Source organism: Sphingobium naphthae, assembly GCF_043589935.1.
GTDB classification, from domain to species: domain Bacteria; phylum Pseudomonadota; class Alphaproteobacteria; order Sphingomonadales; family Sphingomonadaceae; genus Sphingobium; species Sphingobium naphthae_A.
The window spans coordinates 2,833,496-2,858,524 of sequence record NZ_CP171454.1 but is presented as its reverse complement, the minus strand read 5'-3'; the positions used below and the strand labels follow the sequence as shown (position 1 = coordinate 2,858,524).

Sequence of the window (25,029 nt, the reverse complement as noted above, 5' to 3'; positions counted from 1 at the left end):
CGCGGCCGACTTTATAATGCTGTCGCGCCATCATCCGGGGGGATATTCCATGCGTTTCACGTCGTTGCTGGCGGGGCTCGGCCTCGCTCTGTCCATCCATGCGCCCGCTGGCGCCGAGGTATTCGACGTGGACGGTCAATTTCCCGCGCCCTTTCGCGACGTCAGCCTGGCGCGCAGCATCGGCATCGACCGGATCGGCGGGCGTGACGGCATGGCCCTCTCGCTCGCCATCGAACAGCAGCTGGGCCGGCGCGGTCCCGACGGCCGCCCCCATTTCGACCTGATCGCCCTGTCGCGCGGCGGCCCCGATGCCGACGCCATCGTCAGCGGCATGGCCGACGCCAGCATCCGCAAGAGCGACGTCAAGCGCAAGGTCGAGCAATGCGTCGAAAAACAGGACGGAGCCTGCAAGAAGAAGGAGAAGGTGGAGGCGACCTGCCTGCAGGAACTGGTGGCCTTCTCCTCCACCCTGCGCGTTGCGAGCGCCAGCGACGGCCGCATTCTCTATACCGAGACCCGGCCGCAGAGCGAGACGATCATCACCTGCCGCGGCGACAAGCAGGATCGCGATCCCCGCGACGTCATCGACAAGATGGTGCGCAAGGCGGCCGACCGCTTCGCCGACGACATCGTCCCGCGCCACGATCGCTACCGCATCCGCCTGCGCGAAGGGCGCGAGGGCATGGACAAGGCGATGGCGCAGGCGTTCAAGGACAGCATTCGCCTGTCGCAGCGTGATCCCGCCGCGGCCTGCACTCAGTGGGCGGGCATGAACCAGAGCCTGCCGGGACACCCCGCGCTGCTCTTCAACCTTGGCATGTGCGCCGAGCGCGACGGCGATTATGCGGCGGCCGGCCGTCTTTATGCGCAGGCCGGCAAGGCGGACGAGGATATCGCCCGCATGCGCGACCTCACCATCGGGCGCGACGACGCGCGGGCGCGCGCGGCCATGCAGTGACGCTTGCGCTGGACTTGCCGGACGGGCTGCCGTAGCGACAGCCCGTCCGCGCATCGCGGCGGGCTCGAACGCCATATCCTCCACCCCTTGCCAGAGGCGGGCTTATGACCAGAACCACTCTCACGCGTTTCCTGATCGAACAACAGCGCAATGCGAACGCCCTGCCCGGCGAGTTGCGGCTTCTGATCGAAACCGTCGCCCGCGCCTGCAAGGTGATCAGCCACGCCGTCAGCAAGGGCGCACTCGGCGAAGTCTTGGGCAGCCTCGACAGCGAAAATGTCCAGGGCGAGGTCCAGAAGAAGCTGGACGTGATCGCCAACGAACTGCTGCTCGACGCCAATGAATGGGGCGGCCATCTGGCGGCCATGGCCTCGGAGGAGATGGAGACCATCTACCCCATCCCCAACCGCTATCCCAAGGGCGAATATCTGATGCTGTTCGATCCGATCGACGGGTCGAGCAATATCGATGTCGACCTGTCGGTCGGCACCATCTTCTCGGTGCTCAAGGCGCCCGAGGATTGCGCCGGGCGCGACGTGACGGAGGAGGATTTCCTCCAGACCGGCCGCAACCAGGTCGCCGCTGGTTACGCCATTTACGGCCCGCAGACGCTGCTGGTGCTGAGCGTGGGCACCGGCGTCTATGAATTCACGCTCGACCGGGAAGTGGGCAGCTGGGTCATGACGGACCCGGACATGAAGATGCCCCAGGGTAAATGCGAATTTGCGATCAACATGTCCAACCGCCGCCAATGGTCGCCAGCCGTCGAACGCTATATCGACGAACGGGTCACGGGGGCCAAGGGACCGTGCGGCAAGGATTACAACATGCGCTGGACCGCCTCCATGGTGGCCGACGTGCATCGCATCCTGAAACGGGGCGGCATCTTCATGTATCCCTATGATCATCGCTCGCCCGGCAAGGCGAAGCTGCGCCTGATGTATGAAGCCAATCCGATGGCGTTCCTGATCGAACAGGCCGGCGGCGCGGCCAGTGACGGCTTCATGCCCATCATGGACGTGCCGGCCAACGGGCTGCACCAGCGCGTGGGCGTGGTGCTCGGCGACACGGCCGAGGTCGAAGCGGTGGTCGCCTATGGCCGGAAAACCGAGGCTCTGGTCGACTAAGGGGAAAATGATGGGGGAGAGCGCTGATCAGAGCGCTCCATCCCCCAGCCATGCCACGCCTGCCGGTCCTACCGGCGGCTCCTCTCCAGAAACTGTTTTATTGGCGCAGCATGAGCGGGATTCGCTTAGCCCAGCGAGGTGACAAAAAAAAGGCTGATCCGAAGATCAGCCGAAAGTTTTTAGGAGAGGATGCCTGAAAGGCACAGCCCTTTTGGCGCAGCGGGCATTTTCGCGCAAATGCGAAGAGCAGAAGGCCGGTTGCACCGGACGCAATCGTCGCTCCTGGCGAAAGCAATTGGCAGGGCTTTGCGGGTAAGGGGGATCCATGCACGGACCAGCACCCATGGCGGCGATCGACCATCCGCATCGCTACCGACGCGACATCGACGGCCTGCGCGCCCTCGCCATCCTGCCGGTCCTTCTGTTCCATGCCCATGTTCCCGGCTTTTCGGGAGGGTATGTGGGCGTCGACATTTTCTTCGTCATATCCGGCTTTCTGATCACCGGCATCCTCTCCCGCGACATCGATCAGGGGCGCTTCTCCCTCATCCGCTTCTACGAGCGGCGCTTTCGCCGGATCATCCCGGCGCTTGCCTTGATGATCCTGGTCACGCTGGCGCTTGCCGCCTGGCTCTATCTTCCCGGCGATCTGGAAGGCGTACCGCGCTCGGCGCTGGCGGCGACGCTGTTCGCGTCCAATCTCTGGTTCTTCACCGACACCGGCTATTTCGCCGGTGGCGCGGACGTGAAGCCGCTGCTCCACACATGGTCGCTGGCGGTGGAGGAGCAATTTTATATCGGCTTTCCCATCCTGCTGATGCTGCTCGCGCGCCATGCCCCGCGCTGGCGCACCGCCACGCTATGGGGCATGGCCGCCGCCTCGCTGCTGCTGGCCATAGGGATGGAACGCGACACCAGCGGCTTCACCTTCTATCTGCTGCCCACCCGCGCCTGGGAATTGTTCGCGGGCGGGCTGCTGGCGCTCGGCGCGGTGCCGGCGCTGCGGCGGCGCTGGCTTCGGGAAGGGGTCGCCGCGATCGGCCTGATCGCCATCGCCCTGCCCGTGTTCCTCTATGATCGCGCCACCATCTTCCCCGGCGTCACCGCCCTTCCCCCCGTGCTCGGCGCGGCGGCGCTGCTTCATGCCGCCCCCGGCACCCGCATCGGCCGCGTCCTGTCGCAGCCCTTGCTGGTCGGCATCGGCCTCGTCTCCTACTCGCTCTATCTCTGGCACTGGCCGCTGATCGTCTTCACCGAATATGCGACCGACGCGCCGCTGTCCGGCGCGCTGCGACTTGTCGTGATCGCTGTCGCCTTCCTCCTCGCCTATCTCTCCTGGCGCCTGGTCGAGCGGCCGTTCCGCAACCGCAACCGCGTGCCAGCCCGCGCCATATTCCGCTTCACCGCCGCCGCCATGACCCTGCTCTGCCTCGCCTCGCTCGCGCTGATGGCGCTGGGTGGCTGGCCCACGCGCTTCTCCGCGCCGGTGCTGGCACAGATGGCGGGGCAGCGGGACTTCAGCCCGATGCGCCACCGCTGCCATGACAGCTTCATGCGCGATGCTGCGCCCTGCACCTTGGGCGCGCCCGTGCGCGCTGACGCCATGCTGTGGGCCGACAGCCATGGCGTGGAACTGGCCTATGCACTGTCGCTGGAGGCGAGGGCGCAGGGCCGCGCCCTCATCCAGCGCACCACCTCAAGCTGCCCGCCTGTCCTGGCCTATGAGGCGACAGATCCCCGCTGCGCGGCCGCCAACCGGGCGGCCTTCGCCGCCCTGCGCGCCGACCCGCGCATCCGCCGCGTCTATCTCAGCGCCTTCTGGGCCAATGGCGACTTCGACGCGCCCGATTTCGTCGCCCGGCTCGACCGGACGATCGCCGCCATCCGTGACGAGCGACGCGATGTGGTCCTGATCGGACCGGTGCCGCCGCAGCCCTTCGACGTTCCCCGCCATCTCGCGCATCTGGCGCGCGCCGGACGGCTGGACCAGGCGCAAGGCGTCAGCCGCGCCTGGGTCGAGGCGCGCACGCCGCATCTGCGCGCTCTCTTCGCGCGCTGGCAGGACCGAGGCGTCACGCTGATCGACCCGCTCCGCGCGCTCTGCGCTGCGGGCACCTGCGCCATCACAGCGGACGGCAAGCCGCTCTATTTCGATTCCCATCATCTGAGCGTCGCGGGGGCGACACGGGTCGTGCGCTACGGGCGCTTCCCTATTCCGCCGCCATCGCATAGCCGGCGCGCGGCAATTCCACCGCCAGCGCCTCGGCCAGATCGGTGACCACCGCCTGCATCCGCGCCACGCCCGGCCCGGGCTGTTCCAGCGCCGCATCGAGATAGAGGCGGCGGTCGATCTCGACCTGCAGCGCATGCAGCCCCCTGTCGGGGTTCCCGTGCCGCTCGATCAGATGGTCGCCGGCATAGGGATGGTTCTGCGCCACGCTCACGCCGTGACTTTCGACGATTTCCGCGGCGAGCGCCATCAATTGGGTCGATGCGCTGCGGCCGAACCTGTCGCCAAGGACGACGCCCGGCGGCGCCTGCCCGGCGCCTGCAGGCGGCAAAGGCGGCATGGAATGAAGGTCGATCAGGATGGCGTGGCCATGCGCGTCCCGCGCCGCGCGCATCCTATGCGCGATCGCGGCGTGATAGGGGCGATGCAGCGTCTCGATCCGCTCGCGCGCCTCCGCCCAGCAGAGCGGCCGCTGCCACAATTCGCTGGCGCCCGGCATGCGCCGGGGAAAGAGGCCAAGGCCGCCGCGCAGCTTCGCACTGCTGTGCCAGGCGGCATCGCGCGGCGCGTCGGCGATCATGCCGGGATCAACCTCCCGCTCATGGCGGTTGAGGTCGATCATCGCCCGCGGCGCGCGCGCGACAAGCACGCAGAAGCCGCGCGCGATCAAAGGACGGGCGAGCAGATCGACCCAGCGATCCTCCAGCCGCCGCAACTGGGCAGGGCGCACGCGCGCGGCGGCCAGCAAGGCATCGGGATAGTCGCGGCCCGCATGAGGAACCGACAGGATGACGGGCCGGCCTGGCAATTCCGCGCCGAAAAGGTCGAAGGCCGCTTCACGCAAGCAGGGAGTGGGCAGCGCTTCGTCGTTCAAGGCGGCTCCTTTCGCCGGCCCCCCGCGAAATTGGTTACCCGGCTGGATAATATCTACACCTTGTCGCATATAAGCAGGCTTCGCGCCACCCCAGTGGCGGCGTGCAAGCCGGCTTAGCTGCCGGACGGACGAATGTTGAGGGCAATGATTCGCATCCTACTGGCCGAAGATGATGAGAGCATGCGCGTCTATCTCGCCCGCGCTCTGGAACGATCGGGATATGAGGTCGTCGCCGTGTCCACGGGGACGCAGGCCGTACCTTATATCAATTCGGACCGATTCGACCTGCTGCTGACGGACATCGTCATGCCGGAAATGGACGGTATCGAACTGGCTCAGCACGCCGCGCAGGTTGCGCCTGAAATGCGCATCATGTTCATCACCGGCTTCGCGGCGGTGACGCTCAAGGCCGGCAAGGCGGTGCCGCAGGCGAAGGTGCTTTCCAAACCGTTCCACCTGCGCGACCTGGTGCTGGAGGTCGAGCGCATGTTCGGCAGCGAAAGCCTGACCGGCCTCAACTGAACGCGCGTCAGTCGGGCACCACTTCCTCCATGTCCGGCGTCGGATCGAGCGCGATACCCGCCATCGCCGCGTTGAACCGTTCGCGGTCCAGCCCCTTCTCCCACGCAGACACGACCACCGTCGCGACGGCATTGCCGACGAAGTTTGTGAGGCTGCGGCATTCGCTCATGAAGCGATCGACGCCCAGGATCAGCGTCATGCCCGCGACCGGCACCGACGGCACGATCGACAGCGTCGCAGCCAGCGTGATGAACCCCGCGCCCGTCACCCCGGCCGCGCCCTTGGACGAGACCATCGCGACCAGCAGCAGCAGAATCTGTTCTTCCAGGCTGATATGCACGTTGCACGCCTGCGCGATGAAGAGCGCCGCCAGCGTCATGTAGATGTTGGTGCCGTCGAGGTTGAAGCTGTAGCCGGTCGGCACGACCAACCCGACGACCGACTTGCGACACCCTGCCCGCTCCATCTTCTCGATCAGGCTCGGCAGCGCCGCTTCGGACGAGGATGTGCCCAGCACCAGCAGCAATTCCGCCTTCAGATAGCGGATCAGGTGCAGGATGTTGAACCCGACGGCCCAGCACACCGTGCCGAGCACCACCAGCACGAACAGCAGCGACGTCAGGTAGAAGGTCGCGACCAGTCCGGCCAGATTGGCAAGCGCGCCCACCCCATATTCGCCGATGGTGAACGCCATCGCGCCGAAGGCGCCGATCGGCGCCGCCTTCATGAGCAAGGCGACCAGCTTGAACACCGCATGGCTGGCCGATCCCAGCACGGTCATCAGCGGCGTAGCCTTGTCGCCGATCATGGTGAGGGCGATGCCGAACAAGATGGCGACGAACAGCACCTGCAGGATGTTGCCGTCCGCCACCGCCGACACCATGGTCGCCGGGATGATGCTCATCAGAAAGCCGGTGAGCGTTCGCTCATGCGCCTGATGCGCATAATCCGCCACTTTGCCCGCATCGAGCGTTGCGGGATCGATGTTGAGGCCCGCGCCCGGCTGGATCAGGTTGGCGACGATCAGCCCGACGATCAGCGCCAGCGTGGAAAAGGTCAGGAAATAGCCGAACGCCTTGGCCGCCACCCGGCCGATCGCGCCCAGTTCCTTCATGCCCGCGATCCCGGTGACGATGGTCAGGAAAATGACCGGGGCGATGATCATCTTCACCAGCTTGATGAAGGCTTCCCCCAGCGGCTTGAGCTGCACGCCCGCTTCCGGCCAGAAATGACCGATCAGCACGCCCAGCGCGATGGCGGCGAGCACCTGGACATAGAGCTGACGATGGAATGGCAGCCGCGGCGCCGTCTGGATCGGCGAGGATGGCGATGGCAGCATGATGATGTGGCGTCCCCCTTATGCGCCGCAGCATATGGGCCGCCCCTCCCCTGTCCAGAAGAATGTGTGCGCACGGCAAATAACCGCTTGCGTGCCCCGACGCCCCCCGCTATTGGCCCCCTCCACGGCGGGCGTGTAGCTCAGTGGTAGAGCACTGTGTTGACATCGCAGGGGTCGCAAGTTCAATCCTTGCCACGCCCACCATTGAAAACCCCGGCAGGTCATCGACCTGGCGGGGTTTTTATTGTGGCGCGGCCGATCGTCGACCCGGCCGTGCGCTTTTCACGCCATTACGCCTTCGGGTGGAAATCTGAGGCTATTATATCCCTTGCCATAAGCAGGGCACCGCGCCTCCTTCGCGAATATCGCTTCCCATCCCGTATCGCAAAGCAGCGTCGATCGACGGATCATGATAGGATCGCGACTCAGAAGGAGGCGACGCATGACCATTTTGGAGACCGACAGCCAGCCCCCGGAGGATGCCTGGACGCAACTTTTCTATGCTTGGCAGATGCCGTGGCGGATGAGCTTGCAATGGTGGGAATTCTATGTCCAGGCGCTGAACGTCACGGGCACGCATCTGACGCATGGCAGGCCGCAGCTGGTGCCCCCGGAGCAGGAGCCCTTGCAGGTCGAGGAAGCCGAAGGGCTTTGCGCCTGACAGGTGGCGGACCGGGCTGAAGCGCCCTGCCCTTGGCCTGCCCCTGCTTGCGCTCTCAGCCGCGCGCGACCTGGAATCCGGCGAAGGATTGCGTGACCGGCATCAGTTCGAGGCGATTGATGTTGAGATGCGGCGGCTGGCTTGCGACCCAGAGCAGGGTCTGCGCGATGTCCTGCGCGGTCATGGGCTGAGCGCCGCCATAGAGCGCGTCCGATGCCGCCTGGCTGCCGGTGCGGACCAGGGTAAATTCGGTTTCGACCATGCCCGGTTCGATCGAGGTGACGCGCACGCCTGTCCCATGCAGGTCGGAGCGCAGGCCGAGCGAGAATTGCTGCACGAACGCCTTGGTCCCGCCATAGACATTGCCGCCGCTATAGGGATAGGTGGCGGCGACCGAGCTCAGATTGATGATCGCCCCTTTCCGCTCGACCAAGCGCGGCAGCAGCTTGTGCGTGATGGCGATGAGGCCGCTGATATTGGTGTCGATCATCTGCTGCCATTGCGCCAGATCCGCCTGATGCGCCGGCGCGGTGCCGAGCGCCAGGCCAGCATTATTGATCAGCAAGTCGATTGCCTGAAACTGCGATGGCAACGACGCGAGCGCGCTGTCGATCGCCGCTCCGTCGCGCATGTCGAAGGCCAGCGCATGCATCTGCGGTCCAATGTCCGCGACCAGCGCCTGCAGCCGATCCGCGCGCCGGCCCGTGCCGATCACCCGCCATCCCGCCGCGGCGAAGGCGCGCGCCGCCGCTTCGCCAATGCCCGCGGTGGCTCCAGTGATGAGGACGGTCCGGTCGGTCATGCTGTCTCCTTGTCGGCAAAGCGGGCCAGCCCCCGCGCATCGTTGCGCCTATGTGGCTTAGCGGCGCGCGGGAGACAACCGGTCAGGGCAGCGCATAGGCGACTAGCTGGTCGCTGACCGGCGTTTCCATGAAGTGATGGCCGCCCGCCATGATGACCAGATATTGCTTGCCATTCTGGCTGTAGGTCATCGGCGTCGCCTGTCCGCCGCCCGGCAGCACGTCGGTCCATAGCGTCTTGCCGGTGCGCAGGTCAATGGCGCGGATCAGATTGTCGGTCGCGGCGGCGATGAAGATGAGGCCGCTCTTGGTCACCACCGCCCCGCCATTATTGGGCGTGCCGATGGTCAGCGGCAGCATCGATGGAATGCCGAAGGGCCCGTTGGTGCGCGCCGTGCCGAACGGCCGGTCCCACAGGGTGCGCCCGGTCGCCAGGTCGATCGCGCGGATGCCGCCATAGGGCGGCTGCTTGCACAGCATCCCGGTGAACTTCATCCGCCAGCCGGCATTGACGTCGATCGCATAGGGCGTGTGCGCCTGCGGATCGCCCGCCCCTTCCGCGCCGCCGATATTGCCACGCGCCTGGTCGCGGGGCGCCCAGCCGCGTTCATTGGCTTCCGCCCGCGGCACAAGCCGCACATAATTGGGCATGTCGTTATAGTTGGCGACGATCACCCCGCGCGCGGGGTCGATCGCAATGCCGCCCCAGTCGGTTCCGCCATTATAGCCGGGATATTCGATCGATCGGCGATCGGCTTCGGGCGGCGTGAAGAAGCCCTTGTAGCTCGCCTTGCGGAACTGGATGCGGCAAATCATCTGGTCGATCGGCGACATGCCCCACATGTCCCGCTCCGTCAGGTCGGGCTTTCGCAGATTGTGGTAAAGAGAGACGCGCTGGGTGGCGGCGCGCTCCTGCGGCTCGACGCCCCCGCCCGGCGCCTTGATCCGGCCGATCGGGGTCAGCGGCTGGCCGGTACGGCGGTCGAGCACATAGATGTCGCCCTGCTTGCTGGGCAGGACCATTGCGGGCACCGCGCCCTGGGGCGTCGGGAAATCGACCAGCGTCGCCTGGGCGCCAAAGTCATAATCCCATACATCCTTTTCCACCGCCTGGAAGCTCCAGCGCGGCTTGCCCGTCACGACGTCAATCGCGACCAGCGAAGTGGCATAGCGGTTTTCCTGCGGCCGCCGCAGGCCGCTGTAATAATCGGCCGCGGCATTGCCCATCGGCAGGTAGACGAGGCCCAGTTGCTCGTCGCCCGACGCGATCGTCCACATATTGGGCGTGCCGCGCGCATAGGTCTGGCCTGCGGGCGGCGGGCCGCTGCGTTCGGGGTGCATCATGTCCCACGCCCAGCGCATTTCACCAGTGACCGCGTCATAGGCCTGGATCACGCCCGAGGGGGCCCAGCGATCCTGCCCGTCGAGCACCTGATGCCCGGTCACAATGACGCCGCGCACGATGGTGGGCGGCGAGTTGATCGAGACATAGCCGGGCCGCACCTGCCCCATGCCGTCGGTGATGCGCAGCTGGCCATTGCGGCCAAAGTCGCGGCACTGCCGCCCGGTGCGCGCGTCGAGCGCGATGATGCGGGCGTCCAGCGTGCCGAGAATGATCCGCTGCGCGCAGGGCGCGCCCGCCGCCGCGCCAGGCACGGCATAATAGCTGACGCCGCGACAGGCGGCGGTATAGGGAATGGCGTCATCCTTGACGCCGGGGTCGAAACGCCATTTCTGCTTGCCGGTGGTGGGGTCGAGCGCCAGCACCATGCTTTTGGGCGTGCAGAGATAGAGAGTGTCGCCGATCTTGAGCGGCGTGGTTTCCGCGCCATAGGTGTTGCGCACATCCGGCGAACTGGGCAAGTCGCCGGTGTGGATCGCCCAGGCACGCTTCAACTGGCCGACATTGTCCGGCGTGATCTGCGCCAACGGCGAATAGCGACGCGCGCTGTAGGTGCCGCCATAAGCGGGCCAGTCATCTCCCACCTGCGCCAGCGACGGATCCGCCATGGCGAAGCGTTCGCCCGGCAGATTGCCCTGCACTGGCGGAATGAAGTTGCCCGCGATGCTCCAGCCGAAGATTCCCGCGATGAGAAGAGTCGCCACGACGCCGAGCCCCGCCAGCTTCCAGCGGCCCGGGCGGCGCGTCATGGTGGGCATGACCAGCATCACGGCGATCAGCAGGACCAGCGGAGCGACCAGCCGCGGCACCAGTGCCCACGGGCTTAACCCCACTTCCCACAAGGCCCAGAACAGCGTGCCCAGGAAGATGGCACCATAGAGCCATGCACCCGTCATCCGCCCGCGCGCCAGCAGCACGCCGGCGACGATCATGGCCACGCCGGCGACCAGATAATAGGCCGATCCGCCCTCCACCAGCAGCCAGACGCCGCCGACCGACAGCACCAGGCCGATGAGGCCGATCAAGGCGCCCAGAATGATCGCCGCGATCGATCGCCTTGCAACGGGACCCGTGCTGCCCATCACTGTTTCTCCTTTGTGTCTGGCGGGAGTTTACCCACAGAAGCGACCAGGGACGGATGGGTTCCTTTCGGCGGCGGAATTCATGGGGATTTCTCTGGACAATTTTGGCGCGCGGCGCGGGCGATCCGCCGCGCGTCCGATCAGGCGTTACCGGTTGTTAAGAATTGGGTGCAAGTATCGGACTCTTCCATCGAGGGATGTCAGCGACGTCCTTCGTCCCTGTTGAGACATGTCGCATGGCGATTTTTGGAGGTGCTGGACAATGACAATCACGGACCTGGCAGCGCGCTTCGACAGGCGGCGGCATCCGCGCTTCGTCACCGCGTTCGAAGCGGACCTGATGGAGGGCGAGGAGTGCCGGAAGGTGATCGTCGGCGACGTATCGGCCGGCGGCTGCCTGCTGGAACATCCGCTGGGCTTCCGCATCGGCAACACCGTGCGGCTGCGGGCCAAGGATCTGGACATGGAGGCGCGCATCATGTGGTCGCGCGGCGACCTGTGCGGCATGCGCTTCGCGCAGAGCGTCGATCCCTGGCAAGTGATCCGCGCCAATGTCGATGGCGCAGCGCGGCTGGAGGACATGATCAACGAAGGCGCGCGGCTGCGCCTGGAGCCCACCCGCTAAGGCACCCCGCCTAAGGCACGGAGCCAGTCGACTCGGCGATCCGCAGCCTGAGCGGCGGAATGTCGAGCGGCGAGAGCGGTCTGGCTTCTATCAGGTCGGCGAGCAGGCGCGCGGCGCCTTCCGCCATGGCGCCGAAGGGCCGCTCGACCGTGGTCAACGACGGGATCAGCATGTCCGCGAGCAGGCTGCCGTCGAAGCCAACGACCGACAGACGATCCGGAACGCCGATTCCCTGTTCATGCGTCGCCTTGAGCAGGCCGGCGGCCATGACGTCGTTCGCCGCGAAGATGGCGCTGGGCTGATCGCGCTCCGCCAGCAGACTGCGTCCGGCCGCCAGGCCCGAGGCGAGGCCATAATCGCCCTCCCGCTCCGCCATCAGCGTCACGCCGCCGCTGGCCAGGCCTTCGATGAAGCCGGCGCGCCGCTCCGCGGCGGAGCGGGTGTTGGCAGGGCCGGTCACCATCGCGATGCGCCGATGCCCCAGCGCCAGCAGATGCGCCGCCACGTCGGCCGCCGCCCGGCGCTCCTGTGACAGGATGACGGCGCCATAGCCGTCGATCGGCACTGAGGAGAGCGCGACCGCCGGCACGCCAGCGTCCCGCAGGGCGGGGGCGAGATCAGGAAGGTCGGCGACCGGCGGGAGCAGCATCACGCCATCGACGCGCGCGCGGCGCGCGAAGGCCAGAACATCCGCCTCCGGGTCGGTCCCCGTTTCCAGCGCGACCGAATGGCTGACCACTTCATAACCGCGCCGAGTCGCTTCCCGCCCGACGCCGCGCTGGACGCTGTCGAGCACCAGCGCATTGCGATCGCTGTGGACGATGCCCAGCAGATAGGAGCGGCCGGTGGCGAGGGCGCGGCCCCGCTGGCTGGGACGAAAGTCCAGCGTCGCGATGGCGGCGCGGACGCGGTCGCGGGTCGCGGCGTTGACCTTGGGGGAATCGTTGAGGACACGCGAAACCGTGCGGATCGAGACGCCCGCCGCCGCCGCCACATCTCCGATCGTCGGATCGCCGGTCGCTATCCTGTCCATTGCCCGCATCGCCCTTGTCCCCTCGGTTCGCGCAACCACGCTATTGCCCCCCGCCCGCCCTGTCACCTCCCGCAAGGCGCGTCACCCTCTGAACACCGACAGCGAAAGCGACAGGTGCACGGGGTTTGCGCGCGCGCCGGGTCGAGGCGGGAAAGCGGCCATGCTGGACTTTCGGGCGATGCCACCTATATACCGATCGGTATGGAAACGATGACGCAGAACGGGAGGGGCCGGCCCCGGGAGTTCGATCCCGAACAAGCCCTGTCGGCTGCGCTGCAGGTGTTCTGGCGGCGCGGTTATGAAGGCGCGTCGCTGGCCGAACTGACCGAAGCGATGGGCATCACCAAGCCGAGCCTCTACGCCTGTTTCGGCAACAAGGAAGCGCTCTTCCGTAAGGCGCTCGACCTCTATGAGCGCGACAAGCTCTGTTATGTGCGGTCCGCGCTGGACGCGCCGACGTCGCGCGAAGTCGCCGAACGACTGCTGCGCGGGTCGCTGGCGATCCAGACCAACAGCACCGATCCCAAGGGATGCATGGGCGTCATCAGCTCGGTCGGCGGCACGGCCCATTCCGAATGCATTCGCGACGAGATATTCGCGCGCCGCGCGTCGTCCGACCGGGCGCTGATCGAGCGATTCGAGCGCGCCCGGGCGGAAGGCGACCTGCCCGACCATATCGAGCCGCAGGCGATCGCCTGCTACCTGTCCACCGTGATGCAGGGCATGGCGGTGCAGGCGGGCGCGGGCGTGCCGGTCGAGCGGCTGGAGGCGCTGATCAACACCACGCTGGCGATGTGGCCCGGGCGCTGAACTTTATTTCGCATCCGTAGCATCCTCCCCCCTTGAAATCGGCGGGCGAGAAATAAAATACCTGCCGGTACAGAATAGCTCTTGACCAGCAAGGTCCGGTTAATATATACCGAGCGGTATAGAAGGAACTGGGCCTATGTCCGGGGAGGTCAATCATGCACGATATTTCCACTGCCGACCGCTGTCGCTGACAGCGGCTTGATGGCGCGCATCGGGGCAACCGAGGCACGCCGTTTCCATCATCACAGCCCTTCTCCCTGACGCGCAGCCGCGCGGCCAGCCGGGATGGTCTGCGCAAAAATTCGGGCGCAAGCCGCGAGACGCCATCAGCGTCATTCCGGGCGTAAGGACGCGCGTCCGCCGAACACCGGCAGCGCGAGGCAGCGCCGCAAGACAGGGAAGGAACACGGATCATGGCTTTCCTCGACTTCACTCAACCCATGGCAGGGCCCGCCCCGCTGGCGGCCGTCACCACCACGCCCGCCCCGGCCGATTCCGCGCCGGCCATCGCAACCGGATTTACCGCGCAGGAATGGCGGATCGTCGCGCTGGCGCGCACCGACGGCCTGCGGTCGCTGAACGGACCGGGCCGTTTCGTGCGGTTGCGGCGCTGGATCTTCGGCGAAGAAACCAACCTGACGCTCGCCAGCGAGCGGCTGGAGGCGTTGCGGCGCCTGGCTGTCGAAGCCTGGCACCGGGGCTATGCCGTATCGCTTTCAGCGCTCGCCGCCTTTCGCGCGGCGGGCTTCTCCACCGCCCAACTCGAGCTGCTGCTCGCCACCATCAGCGCGGGCCGCCACGCCCGCGGACGCCGGAGTTTCGCATGAACCAGATGAGCAAGGTCACCGCCGACGGCGCGCAGGACGCGCCCGCACACCGCCCGCGCCGCCGATGGTCCCGTCGCCATGGCGGCATCGCCGCCATCGCGCTGGTCGCAGTGCTGGGCGGTGCCTGGAAACTGATCGACAAGCCGCAGGCGCAGGCGCAGGCAGCGCAAATCGCGACGGTCGGCATTTCCGCGCCGTTGCAGCGCGCCGTCACCCAATGGGATGATTATGTCGGCCGCTTCGCCCCCAGCCAGACGGTGGAAATCCGCCCGCGCGTGTCTGGCGCGGTGACCGCCATCCATTTCCGCGACGGCGACTATGTGCGGCAGGGGCAATTGCTCTTCACCATCGACCAGCGCCCGTTCCGCGCCGCGCTGGCCGAGGCGCGGGCAAGCGTTGCATCGGCGCGCAGCGCGCTGCTGCTGGCGCAGAATGACTATGCCCGCGTCCAGCGCCTGACCGGCGACGAGGCGGTGTCGGGCAGCGAAGTCGATGCGCTGCGATCGCGCCTACAGGCGGCGCAGGCCGAACTGGCGGGCGCCCAGGCGCGCGAACGCAGCCGCGCGCTGGACGTCGAGTTCACTCAGGTGCGTGCGCCCATTTCCGGGCGGGTGTCCGATCGCCGGGTCGACATCGGCAATCTGGTGTCGGGGGCGCAAGGCAATGGCGCGACCCTGCTGACGACGGTCAACAAGCTGGACCCGATCTACTTCAACTTCGACGCGTCCGAAGCGCTTTACCTCAAGTCGCAACGGGATCAGGCCGACGGCGGCCTGGTCGAGGTGCGGTTGCAGGACGAAGCCGATTATCGCCACAAGGGCCGGCTCGACTTCACCGACAATGGCCTGGACCCCCGGTCGGGGACGATCCGCATCCGCGCGGTCTTCGCCAATCCCGACAATTTCCTGACCCCCGGCATGTTCGGCAATATGCGCCTGGCCAATGGCGGCAAGGCGACGGCGCTGCTGGTGCCCGACGCAGCCATCCAGTCGGACCAGGCGCGCAAGACCGTTCTGGTCGTGGGCAAGGATGACAGCGTCGCGGCCAAGCCCGTGGAACTGGGGCCGGTGGTGGACGGACTGCGCATCATCCGCAGCGGCCTGAACCCCAAGGACCGCGTGGTCGTGAGCAATGTCCAGGCGGCCATGCCCGGCGCCAAGGTCGCGACCCGGCCCACCCCGATCAAGCCGACCCCCGCGCCGGTGACCCCGGTCGACAGCGCGGCGCCCGCCGCGGCGCAGGCGACGTTCGTGCAGTAGGGTCTCCGGGCTCCTGAAAAAGCGAGAGCCCGGACCTGCCCTTTGAACTGGCTTCTGCTTTCGCAGGAGCGCGACATTCTCTCGTCCCGTGATCCGGCGGCTGCCGGATCGCGCGGCATCCCTTTCGCTCGCAAAGGACGATCCGATGCGCCTTTCCCGTTTCTTCATCGACCGGCCGATCTTCGCCGCCGTGATCGCGGTGGTCATCACCGTGGTCGGCGCGCTGGCCTTCATCGGCCTGCCGGTCAGCCAATATCCCGACATCGTGCCGCCCACGGTCACGGTCTCCGCCCAATATCCCGGCGCCTCGGCGGAAACGGTCGCATCGACCGTGGCCGCGCCGATCGAGCAGGAAATCAACGGCGTCGACGACATGCTATACCAGAGCAGCCAGTCGACGGGCGACGGCAAGGTGACGATCACCGTCACCTTCAAGATCGGCACCGACCTGGATGCCGCGCAGGTGCTGGTGCAGAATCGCGTCGCGGTCGCCGTGCCGCGCCTGCCCGAGGAAGTGCAGCGTCTGGGCGTCGTCACCCGCAAGACCACGCCCGAATTCCTGATGGTCGTGAACCTGCAGTCGCCCGACGGCACGTTCGACCGGGACTATATCTCCAACTATGCGCTCACCCAGGTGCGCGACCGGCTCGCACGGCTAGATGGCGTGGGCGACGTGCAGATGTTCGGCGCGCGCGATTATGCGATGCGCGTCTGGATCGACCCCGATCGCGCCGCCGCGCTGGACCTGACCGCGGGCGAAATCGTCTCCGCGCTGCGCGCGCAGAATGTCCAGGTGTCGGCCGGTTCGATCGGCCAGCCGCCCTATGACCGGGGCGAAGCCTTCCAGATCGGCGTCGAAATGCAGGGCCGGCTGAAGACGCCCGAGCAATTTTCCGACATCGTCATCCGCAGCGACGCCGACGGGCGCCAGGTGCGCGTGCGCGACGTTGCGCGCGTCGAACTGGGCGCGCAGGATTATGGCATCAACACCTATCTGTCGAACAATCCCACCGTCGTCATCGCGGCGATGCAGCGCCCCGGCTCCAATGCGCTCGACGCGGCGGAAAAGATCAAGGCGGAGATGGAGCAACTGTCCCAGCGCTTTCCCAAGGGGCTGGAATATAGCATCATCTACAATCCCACCGAGTTCATCAGCCAGTCGATCGACGCCGTCTACCACACGCTGATCGAAGCGGTGCTGCTGGTGGTGCTCGTCATCCTCGTCTTCCTGCAAAACTGGCGCGCGGCGATCATCCCGATCATCGCCATTCCCGTGTCGCTGATCGGCACGGCGACGATCCTGGCGGGGCTGGGCTACAGCCTCAACAATCTGTCGCTGTTCGGGCTGGTGCTCGCCATCGGCATTGTCGTCGATGACGCGATCGTCGTGGTCGAGAACGTCGAGCGCAATATCGAGAATGGCATGTCCCCGCTCGACGCCGCGCGGCTGTCGATGGACGAGGTGTCGACCGCGCTGATCGCGATCGTGCTGGTGCTGTGCGCGGTGTTCGTGCCGACGCTGTTCATCACCGGCATTTCCGGCGCCTTCTACCAGCAGTTCGCGGTCACCATCTCGACCGCGACGGTCATATCGCTGATCCTGTCGCTCACCTTGTCGCCGGCGGCCGCCGCGCTGCTGCTAAAGGAAAAGCACGGTGCGCGCGATCGCAGCGGCGATCCGGTCTGGCGGCAGAAGCTGGGCGCGGCGGCCGATGCGTTCAATCGCGGCTTTGACCGGATGAGCGCGAGCTATGGCCGGCTCACCCGCTTCCTGGTCGCGCGGCCCAAGAAGATGCTGCTGACCTATGCCGGCCTGATCGCCGCCACCATCGCCCTGTTCTGGGTGACGCCCGGCGGCTTCATCCCGGCGCAGGACCAGGGCTATTTCCTGGCCGTGGTCCAGTTGCCTTCGGGCGCGTCGCTGGAGCGCACCGACAAGGTGACGCGCGAGGTCGCGGAGAAGATCCTGCCGATCAAGGGCCTGCGCGGCGCGGTGATGTTCGCCGGCTTCCACGGCCCGTCGCAGACGCAGGCGCCCAACAGCGCGGCGATCTACTTCCCCTTCAACAGCTTCGCCGAGCGCGAGAAAGAGGGCGTGACCTATGCCGGCATCATGGCCGAGGCGAACAAGGCGGTCGCGGGCTATGACAAGGCGCGCATCCTGCTGGTGCCGCCGCCGCTCATCCAGGGCATCGGTTCGGCCGGCGGCTATCGCATGATGCTGGAGGACCGGGAGGGGCGCGGCTATGCCGAGCTCAACAAGGAGGCCGGCGCGCTGATCGCCAAGGCCAACCAGTCGCCCAGCCTGTCGATGGTCTACACCCTGTTCGACGTCGGCACGCCGCGCGTCTATGCCGATGTCGACCGCCGCAAGGCCGACCTGCTGGGCGTCCCGCCCGAGCGCATCTTCGAAGCGATGCAGGTCTATCTGGGCTCCGCCTTCGTCAACGACTTCAACCTGCTGGGCCGCACCTATCGCGTGACCGCGCAGGCCGATGCCGAACATCGCGGGTCGGTGGCGGACATCGCCAATCTCAAGACCCGGTCGAATAGCGGCCAGATGGTGCCGATCGGTTCGGTCGCGACCTTCGAGGACAAGACCGGCCCCTATCGCGTGGTGCGCTACAATCTGATGCCGGCGGTGGAAATCGACGGCGACACGGCGCCAGGCTATTCCTCCGGCCAGTCGCTGATGACGATGGAGAAGCTGGCGGCGGAAGCACCGTCGGGATATGGCGCGGAGTGGACCGGCGTCGCCTATCAGCAGAAGAGCGCCGGCAATACCGCCGGCCTGGTCTTCGGCATGGCGGTGTTCTTCGTCTTCCTGGTGCTGGCGGCGCAATATGAAAGCCTGACGCTGCCGCTGTCGATCATCCTGATCGTGCCGATGTGCCTGTTCGCGGCCATGCTGGGCGTGAACCTGCGCGGGATGGACAATAATATCCTGACGCAGATCGGCCTGGTCGTGCTGATCGCGCTGGCGGCGAAGAACGCCATTCTGGTGGTCGAATTCGCCAAGCAGGCGGAGGAAGAACAGGGATTATCGCCGATCGAGGCGGCGGTCCAGGCGGCCCAGACCCGCCTGCGCCCGATCCTGATGACCAGCTTTGCCTTCATCCTGGGCGCGGTGCCGCTGGTGATCGCAAGCGGCGCGGGGGCGGAACTGCGCCAGGCTCTGGGCACGGCCGTCTTCTTCGGCATGGCCGGGGTCACCGCCTTCGGCCTGCTCTTCACCCCAACCTTCTATGTCGTGTGCCGCGCGCTGGGCGATCGCTTCGCCCGTCGCCCGCGTGGCGCCGGCGACAATGGCGCCGATGCTGCCGTGCAGCCGGCCGAATGAGGACGAACGCCATGACCAGGAACCTGATTGCCCTGCTGCTCGGCGCCAGCGCGCTGACCGCCTGCGCCGCCGGGCCGGACTATCGCCCGCCCGCCACCCCCGCCAGCGCCGCCGCCCCCTTCATCGGGGCGGCGAGCCCGGCGGTGGCGCAGGCCCCGGCCGACGACCATTGGTGGCGGCTGTACCAGGACCCGCTGCTCGACGGGCTGGTGCGCGACGCGCTGGCGGCGAACACCGACATTCGCGTCGCGGTCGCCCGGCTGGAGCGTGCCCGCGCCCAGCTGCGCGGCGCGCGGTCCGACCGGCTGCCCGGCACGACGTTGAGCGGATCGCCCACCTATGGCCGGGTCAGCGAGGCGCAGACGCTGCCCGGCATGGACCGGGAGAATTGGACCATCGATATGGGGCTGGACGTCGCCTATGAGGTCGACCTGTTCGGCCGGGTGAAGCGGTCCATCGAGGCGGCGCGCGGCGAGCTGGGCGCGGCGGCGGCGGATGCGGACGCGGTGCGCGTGGCGGTGGTCGCCGACACGGTGCGCGCCTATGTCGACGCCACAGCTTCGGCCGAGCGCATCGCGGTGGCGCGGCAGACGGTCGACCTGCTCGACCGCTCGCTGCGCATCACCCAGGCGCGCTTCGACGTGGGCCGGTCGGACCGGCTGGACGTGGTGCGCGTGAGATCGCTGCGCGACCAGCAGGCGGCGCTGATCCCCTCCCTGGAAGCGGACCGCAATGCGGCTTTGTTCCGGCTCGCGACGCTGACCGGACGAACGCCGCAGACCCTGCCGGAGGCGGTGCGCGCGGCGCGGCAAATGCCTGAGCTGAGCCAGCCGATCCCGGTCGGCGATGGCCGCGCGCTGTTGGCGCGCAGGCCCGACGTCAAGGCGGCGGAGCGGCGGCTGGCGGCGGATACGGCGCGGATCGGCGTCGCGGCGGCGGATCTTTATCCGCGCATCACGCTGGGCGGGTCGATCGGCACCACGGCGATCGGGGGCGGCGACCTGCTCGGCGGGGGACCGCTCAACTGGGTGCTGGGACCGCTGATCAGCTGGGCCTTTCCCAACCAGGAGGCCAATCGCGCCCGCATCGCCGCCGCGCGGGCCGATGGCGACGCCGCGCTCGCCAGCTTCGACGGCACGGTGCTGCGCGCGCTGGAGGAAACGGAGACGGCGCTCTCCACCTATGTCCATGCGCTGCAACGGCGCGCGGCCCTGCAGACCGCGCGGGACGAGGCTGCACGCGCGGCGCGGATCAGCACGGCGCGCCAGCGCGAGGGGCGGATCGACTTCCTGACGGTGCTGGATGCGCTGCGCAGCCAGGCGGCGGCCGATGCCGACCTGGCGAGCGCCGATCGCGCGGTCGCCTTCGCGCAGGTCGACCTGTTCCGCGCGCTGGGCGGCGGCTGGTCCGAAAGCTGAACCCGGTGCGGGCGGGGCCGGCTGGTCCCGCCCGCGCAGATCCCGGTCAGTCGCGGAAATTGCCGGCGAAGGCGAAGTCTTCGATTGGTTTGCGCCCGCTCGGCATTTCGCGCGCCTGCAGCGCTTCGGGCAGGATCGCCTTGTCGGCTTGCCGCCCGATCGCGACGGCGGCTTCGAGGCGGAAGCGATCCGGCACCGCCAGTTCGGTGCGAGCGCGATCGAAATCGACGCCGGCCATGGCATGGGTGCGATAGCCCATGCGCGTCCCTTGGAGCGCCAGCGCCATCCACGCAGCGCCGGCATCGAAGCTGTGGCTGTGCAAGGGCTTGTAATCGGTCGAGCCCGGCGCGGCGGTCAGCGTATCGGACAGGATCAGCATCAGCACCGAGGCATGTTGCGCCCAGACGCTGTTGCCCGGCACCAACAAGCCCAGGAAACGTTCCCAGTCGGCGCTGTCGCGATGCGCGTAGAGGAAGCGCCAGGGCTGATAGTTGGAGGCCGACGGCGCCCAGCGCGCCGCATCGAACAGCGTGTCCAGATCCGCCTGCGGCATTGCGGAACCGTCAAAGGCACGCGGTGACCAGCGTTCCAGCAGCAGAGGATCGACGGGGCGGGTGACGGCGCGGGGGTCTGTGGTCATGCTATGCCTCGCAAAGAAAGAACCTGCTTTGCTTTATGCACGGCAGAGCGATCGCGACGAAGCGCAAAATTGGCAACCGATCTTTCAGCGCGCACCCTCGCAACCGCCCGCCGGCAGCGCATCGACGTCACCGGTGCGGGCATCCACATTCTTTTCCAGCAAGGTCACGGCGGGCTCGCGCAATACCGCCTGCGTCAGGCGCGTCCACCAGGAGGCAGGCGCCTCATCCAGTTGGGGGTCGTTCATGGCTCTCCTTCGTGCCGACTCATGCGGCTTACTATCGTTATGATAGAGAAATGGCTGCCAAGCAATGCTGAGGGCGCGAACAGAATTGCTTTGAGCGGCGGCATCGCGACCGCGCCCTGACGAACAACCGAAGAGGAGGAAAAATCGACCCGGACAGCCTGAAGACGCGTGCAGTTCGTCAAAGGCTGTCCGGGCGCAACGTCGTCCGCCGTGGAGAGGGAATGACAACGTTGTCCGAGTCTGTTAGAGGCTTTCCGCCACCATTGCAAGACGCTTGTCAGCCAAGGCAAAAAGAGAGCGGGCGCACCGGGATCCCGGCACGCCCGCTCGCGCATTCCACAAGGATAGAAGCCGTCAGCCGGCGAACAAATGGGTCGGCAGGCCGCGCACGCCGCTATCGACTTCGAAGAAGCCGCCGTCATGCTCGCTCGGATCGTCCAGCCCCACCGTCGCCGAACTCACGAACATGCGATCGAGGTCGGGACCAGCGAAGCAGATGTTGGTCACCTGCCGTGCGGGCATGGGAATCGCGCGGTCGAGCGCGCCATCGGGCGTGAAGCGGCTGATCCGCCCACCGCCCCAATGCGCCACCCAGATATGCCCTTCGGCATCGACCGTCATGCCGTCGGGATAGCCGTCCGCCTCCTCGAAGCGGATGAAGGGCTCGCGATCGGTCGCGCCGGTTTCGGTGCGGCGGAAGCGGTACATCTGCCGCTTCGCCGTGTCGCTATGGTAGAGCCACTGGCCGCAGGGCGAGAAACAGGGGCCGTTGGGCACGCGATAGTCGCTGTCGATGCATGTCCAGCTGCGGTCGGGCGCGAGGCGGTACAGCGCGCCGCGGTCATGCTCCTCCGCCATGTCCATCGTGCCGCACCAGATGTGACCCTGGGCGTCCGCCTTGCCATCATTCATCCGGTTGCCCGGAAAATGGGGTTCGGGGTCGCCGATCGGCGTGATCGTCAGCGGATCCAGGCGGATTTCGGCAAAGCCGCTCTGGAACCCGCCGATGAAGCCGCCCGCCTGCCGTTCCGCCACCCAGCCGAGGGGTTCGGGCATGGCGATGCGCGTGACGGCGCCATCCGCCAGCGAGAGGCGGTTAAGCGCCGGGGCGAGAATATCGACCCAGTAGACGGCGTTGTCACGCGCCGACCAGAGCGTCCCCTCCCCCAGTGTGTCCGCGACGTCGCGCGGGATCATCCGCCATTGCGGCATCAGCGCTTCACCGACAGGCGATAGATCATCTGATGATGGTAAGGCTTGCCCGGATCGACCCGCGCCGAGAGGAAGGCGGGCTTGTTGGGGGCGTCAGGGAATTTCTGCGGCTCCAGCGCAATGCCGTCGCCCATCCGGTAGAGATGGCCACCCTTGCCGACCAGCGTGCCGTCGAGGAAGTTGCCGGCATAGAATTGCACGCCCGGTTCGGTCGTCAGCACTTCGAGCACGCGACCCGAGACCGGGTCCTCCAGCCGGGCGGCGAGTTCGGGCGTCCGGGTCGCACCCTTGTCGAGCGCCCAGTTATGATCATAGCCGCGGCCATAGACGATCTGCTGGTCGCGGCCGTCGCGAATACCGTCAGCGACGCGACGGGGATTGCGGAAGTCGAAGACGCTGCCGTCCACCGGCTTCAGCTCGCCAGTGGGGATGAGATTGGCGTCGACCGGCGTGAACGCCTTGGCAGGGATGGTCAGCACATGGCCCAGCGCGCCATCGGGCGACCCTTCGCCCGCCAGGTTGAAAATGGCGTGGTTGGTCATGTTGACGATGGTGGGCTTGTCGGTCTTCGCGTCGAAGGCGATGCCCAGATTGCCGCTTTCGTCCAGCGTGTAGGTAACGGTCACGTCGAGCTTGCCGGGATAGCCCGAATCGCCGTCGGGGCTGGTCAGCGCCAGCACCGCCCGGGCGGTGGGCCCGCTCTTGAGCGAGACGACTTTCCAGACCTGCTTGTCGAAGCCCTTGCCGCCGCCATGAAGCGAATTGACGTCATTGTCGTTGACCGGCAGCTGATAGGCCTTGCCATCCAGGCTGAACTTGCCGCCGGCGATGCGGTTGGCATAGCGGCCGACGGTCACGCCGAAATAATTGGGATGTTCGGCATAATCCTTCACATCGTCATAGCCGAGCAGCACGTCGACGGTCTGCCCGTCCTTGCCGGGCGCCATGAGCGACTGGAGCGTCGCGCCATAGGTCAGGACCTTGGCCGTCACGCCCTGGCCGTTGGTCAGCGTCAGCGTTTCGATGGCGGCGCCGTCCACGGTGCCGGCGGGCGCGCGGCTGGCCTCGGCCGCCAGCGCGGTTCCGCTTGCGAGGCTCAAGGCGAGCGCATAAGACAGCGCTGTTTTCAACATGACGACCTTTCGCATATGACTTCCTCCCGGTGACCTGCGCCCATTGACGGGCGGTTGCCGTGGATATACTCCGACAAAATCGGCAGGCGCAACCCTTGATCGGTCGCTCGCCGCGTGGAACTGCACTGGAGAAGGATGAATGGCAGGACCGATCTCGTCTGGCGCTGCGCCGGCCGCAACGCATAATCCCGGCACGCGCTATGGCCCTGCGCTCGCGCTGCTCGCCAGCCTCTTCTTCATGTGGGGCTTCATCACCGTCATCAACAACACGCTGCTGCCGCATCTGCGTAGCGTGTTCGACCTCAGCTACACCCAGACGACGCTGATCGAATCCGTGTGGTTCATCGCCTATTTCTTCGCCTCCATCCCGTCGGCCAAGCTGATCGAGCGGGTCGGCTATCAGAAGTCGATGGTCATCGGCCTGCTCATCATGGCGGCGGGCGCGCTGGGCATGACGCTGGCGGCGTCGATCCCCTCCTATGGCGTGACGCTGGTCATGCTGTTCGTCATCGCGAGCGGCATCACGCTGCTGCAGGTGGCGGCCAACCCCTATGTCGCGGTGGTCGGCAAACCCGAAACCGCCTCCTCGCGCCTCAACCTGGTGCAGGCGATGAATTCGGCCGGCACGATGCTGGCGCCGATGTTCGGCGCCTATCTGATCCTGGGTCGGTCGAAGGGCGGCACGGCGCAGGGCGAGGTTGTGCTGACGCAGGCCGAGCGACTGGCCGACGCGCAGTCGGTCGTCCTGCCCTATGTGCTGGTGGCGATCGTGCTGACGGTGCTGGCCGTGGTCATCGCCCGCTTCCCCCTGCCCGCCATGGGCAATGCGACGCAGCGCCACAACAAGGAAGAGCGCAAGAAGCATTCGCTGTGGAAGCACCGCAACCTGGTGTTCGGCATCCCGGCGATCTTCATCTACCTGATCGCGGAGATCGGCGTCGCCAACCTGTTCATCAACTTCGTCAGCCAACCGCACATCGCCAATCTGACCCACGAGCAGGCGGGCAACTACCTGACCTTCCTGTGGGGCGGGATGATGGTCGGCCGCTTCGCGGGATCGGCGATCATGCAGCGCTTCGATGCCGGTCATGTCCTGGCCGCCTTTTCGATCGGCGCGTTCGTCGTGATGCTGGTGACGGTGTTCGCGACCGGCCCGATCGCCATGTGGTCGCTGATCCTGGTCGGCCTGTTCCACTCGATCATGTTCCCCACCATCTTCACGCTGGGGATCAAGGGCCTGGGCCCGCTGACCGAAGAAGGTTCGGGCCTGCTCATCATGGCGATCGCCGGCGGCGCGCTGGTGGTGGTGCAGGGCTGGCTGGCTGACCATTATGGCCTGCAGACCAGCTTCCTGCTGACCGCCGCCTGCGAACTCTATGTGCTCTTCTATGCGCTGTGGGGGTCGAAGACGACCAACGCTTTGCCGGACCAGCATATCGAGGCGTAACGAGCCGAGAGGTCGCACCATCGATCAACAAAAGGCCGGAGCGG

At 66.8% G+C, this 25,029-nt stretch carries 21 protein-coding genes and 1 tRNA gene; 13 read left to right on the top strand and 9 right to left on the bottom strand.

The features are described 5' to 3' along the window. The first annotated feature begins 49 nt into the window (after window positions 1-49). The 3 genes from ACGGKE_RS14170 to ACGGKE_RS14160 all read left to right on the top strand — a co-directional run bounded on the left by ACGGKE_RS14170 (window position 50) and on the right by ACGGKE_RS14160 (window position 4,363). Window positions 50-958 (top strand): tetratricopeptide repeat protein, encoded by a 909-nt coding sequence (locus ACGGKE_RS14170; protein ID WP_394438815.1) that lies wholly within the window; start codon window positions 50-52, stop codon window positions 956-958. A gap of 104 nt (window positions 959-1,062) precedes the next feature. Next, window positions 1,063-2,085, top strand: coding sequence for a class 1 fructose-bisphosphatase (locus ACGGKE_RS14165; protein WP_394438813.1), 1,023 nt, complete (start codon window positions 1,063-1,065; stop codon window positions 2,083-2,085). A 325-nt stretch (window positions 2,086-2,410) separates the two neighbouring features. Further along, complete coding sequence (locus tag ACGGKE_RS14160) at window positions 2,411-4,363, top strand: acyltransferase family protein (RefSeq protein WP_394438811.1); 1,953 nt, start codon at window positions 2,411-2,413, stop codon at window positions 4,361-4,363. Here ACGGKE_RS14160 and ACGGKE_RS14155 read toward each other — a convergent pair. Beyond that, window positions 4,296-5,189 (bottom strand): N-formylglutamate amidohydrolase, encoded by an 894-nt coding sequence (locus ACGGKE_RS14155; protein WP_394438809.1) that lies wholly within the window; start codon window positions 5,187-5,189, stop codon window positions 4,296-4,298. The genes ACGGKE_RS14160 and ACGGKE_RS14155 overlap by 68 nt on opposite strands. Window positions 5,190-5,333: 144 nt before the next feature. Here ACGGKE_RS14155 and cpdR point away from each other — a divergent pair, with 144 nt between their 5' ends. After that, the gene (cpdR, locus tag ACGGKE_RS14150) at window positions 5,334-5,711 is read left to right on the top strand and encodes a cell cycle two-component system response regulator CpdR (RefSeq protein WP_394438807.1); all 378 of its coding nucleotides are present in this window, start codon (window positions 5,334-5,336) and stop codon (window positions 5,709-5,711) included. A gap of 7 nt (window positions 5,712-5,718) precedes the next feature. Here the strand turns inward: cpdR and ACGGKE_RS14145 are convergent, their stop codons facing one another. Next, window positions 5,719-7,050, bottom strand: a complete 1,332-nt coding sequence (locus ACGGKE_RS14145; RefSeq protein WP_394438805.1) for a dicarboxylate/amino acid:cation symporter — start codon at window positions 7,048-7,050, stop codon at window positions 5,719-5,721. Window positions 7,051-7,179: 129 nt separating this feature from the next. Here ACGGKE_RS14145 and ACGGKE_RS14140 point away from each other — a divergent pair. Then, window positions 7,180-7,254 (top strand) — tRNA-Val (locus ACGGKE_RS14140). 238 nt (window positions 7,255-7,492) lie between these two features. Further along, window positions 7,493-7,711, top strand: a complete 219-nt coding sequence (locus ACGGKE_RS14135; protein WP_394438803.1) for a hypothetical protein — start codon at window positions 7,493-7,495, stop codon at window positions 7,709-7,711. A 55-nt stretch (window positions 7,712-7,766) separates the two neighbouring features. Here the strand turns inward: ACGGKE_RS14135 and ACGGKE_RS14130 are convergent, their stop codons facing one another. Both ACGGKE_RS14130 and ACGGKE_RS14125 read right to left on the bottom strand, forming a co-directional pair. Then, window positions 7,767-8,513 (bottom strand): SDR family NAD(P)-dependent oxidoreductase, encoded by a 747-nt coding sequence (locus ACGGKE_RS14130; protein WP_394438800.1) that lies wholly within the window; start codon window positions 8,511-8,513, stop codon window positions 7,767-7,769. 82 nt (window positions 8,514-8,595) lie between these two features. Then, window positions 8,596-10,995 (bottom strand): membrane-bound PQQ-dependent dehydrogenase, glucose/quinate/shikimate family, encoded by a 2,400-nt coding sequence (locus ACGGKE_RS14125; protein ID WP_394438798.1) that lies wholly within the window; start codon window positions 10,993-10,995, stop codon window positions 8,596-8,598. Window positions 10,996-11,257: 262 nt separating this feature from the next. Between ACGGKE_RS14125 and ACGGKE_RS14120 the strand changes: the two genes are divergently transcribed. Continuing rightward, window positions 11,258-11,620, top strand: a complete 363-nt coding sequence (locus tag ACGGKE_RS14120; RefSeq protein WP_394438796.1) for a PilZ domain-containing protein — start codon at window positions 11,258-11,260, stop codon at window positions 11,618-11,620. Window positions 11,621-11,630: 10 nt separating this feature from the next. Here the strand turns inward: ACGGKE_RS14120 and ACGGKE_RS14115 are convergent, their stop codons facing one another. Beyond that, on the bottom strand, window positions 11,631-12,653 hold the full coding sequence (locus ACGGKE_RS14115) for a LacI family DNA-binding transcriptional regulator (RefSeq protein WP_394438794.1): 1,023 nt from the start codon (window positions 12,651-12,653) through the stop codon (window positions 11,631-11,633). A 201-nt stretch (window positions 12,654-12,854) separates the two neighbouring features. Between ACGGKE_RS14115 and ACGGKE_RS14110 the strand changes: the two genes are divergently transcribed. The 5 genes from ACGGKE_RS14110 to ACGGKE_RS14090 all read left to right on the top strand — a co-directional run bounded on the left by ACGGKE_RS14110 (window position 12,855) and on the right by ACGGKE_RS14090 (window position 20,307). After that, window positions 12,855-13,463 (top strand): TetR/AcrR family transcriptional regulator, encoded by a 609-nt coding sequence (locus tag ACGGKE_RS14110; protein ID WP_394438791.1) that lies wholly within the window; start codon window positions 12,855-12,857, stop codon window positions 13,461-13,463. A 413-nt stretch (window positions 13,464-13,876) separates the two neighbouring features. Next, window positions 13,877-14,290 (top strand): hypothetical protein, encoded by a 414-nt coding sequence (locus ACGGKE_RS14105; RefSeq protein WP_394438789.1) that lies wholly within the window; start codon window positions 13,877-13,879, stop codon window positions 14,288-14,290. Beyond that, complete coding sequence (locus ACGGKE_RS14100; RefSeq protein WP_394438787.1) at window positions 14,287-15,549, top strand: efflux RND transporter periplasmic adaptor subunit; 1,263 nt, start codon at window positions 14,287-14,289, stop codon at window positions 15,547-15,549. The genes ACGGKE_RS14105 and ACGGKE_RS14100 overlap by 4 nt, the downstream gene beginning before the upstream one ends. Before the next feature lie 145 nt (window positions 15,550-15,694). Further along, on the top strand, window positions 15,695-18,889 hold the full coding sequence (locus tag ACGGKE_RS14095) for an efflux RND transporter permease subunit (protein WP_394438786.1): 3,195 nt from the start codon (window positions 15,695-15,697) through the stop codon (window positions 18,887-18,889). An 11-nt stretch (window positions 18,890-18,900) separates the two neighbouring features. Next, entirely contained in the window at window positions 18,901-20,307 is a 1,407-nt protein-coding gene (locus tag ACGGKE_RS14090) for an efflux transporter outer membrane subunit (protein WP_394438785.1), read from the top strand. Window positions 20,308-20,353: 46 nt separating this feature from the next. On the opposite strand, the gene ACGGKE_RS14085 is transcribed toward ACGGKE_RS14090, so the two are convergent. The 4 genes from ACGGKE_RS14085 to ACGGKE_RS14070 form a co-directional block, all read right to left on the bottom strand. After that, window positions 20,354-20,947: a nitroreductase family protein gene (locus ACGGKE_RS14085; RefSeq protein ID WP_394438784.1), complete on the bottom strand. Its 594-nt coding sequence runs from the start codon at window positions 20,945-20,947 to the stop codon at window positions 20,354-20,356. Between the two features lie 84 nt (window positions 20,948-21,031). Beyond that, on the bottom strand, window positions 21,032-21,193 hold the full coding sequence (locus ACGGKE_RS14080) for a hypothetical protein (RefSeq protein ID WP_394438783.1): 162 nt from the start codon (window positions 21,191-21,193) through the stop codon (window positions 21,032-21,034). 354 nt (window positions 21,194-21,547) lie between these two features. Next, entirely contained in the window at window positions 21,548-22,405 is an 858-nt protein-coding gene (locus ACGGKE_RS14075) for an SMP-30/gluconolactonase/LRE family protein (protein WP_394438782.1), read from the bottom strand. Beyond that, window positions 22,405-23,553, bottom strand: a complete 1,149-nt coding sequence (locus ACGGKE_RS14070) for an aldose epimerase family protein (RefSeq protein ID WP_394438780.1) — start codon at window positions 23,551-23,553, stop codon at window positions 22,405-22,407. Before ACGGKE_RS14070 ends, ACGGKE_RS14075 begins: the two co-directional genes overlap by 1 nt. 124 nt (window positions 23,554-23,677) lie before the next feature. Here ACGGKE_RS14070 and ACGGKE_RS14065 point away from each other — a divergent pair, with 124 nt between their 5' ends. Next, window positions 23,678-24,985: a sugar MFS transporter gene (locus ACGGKE_RS14065; RefSeq protein ID WP_317517192.1), complete on the top strand. Its 1,308-nt coding sequence runs from the start codon at window positions 23,678-23,680 to the stop codon at window positions 24,983-24,985. Window positions 24,986-25,029: the final 44 nt, after the last annotated feature.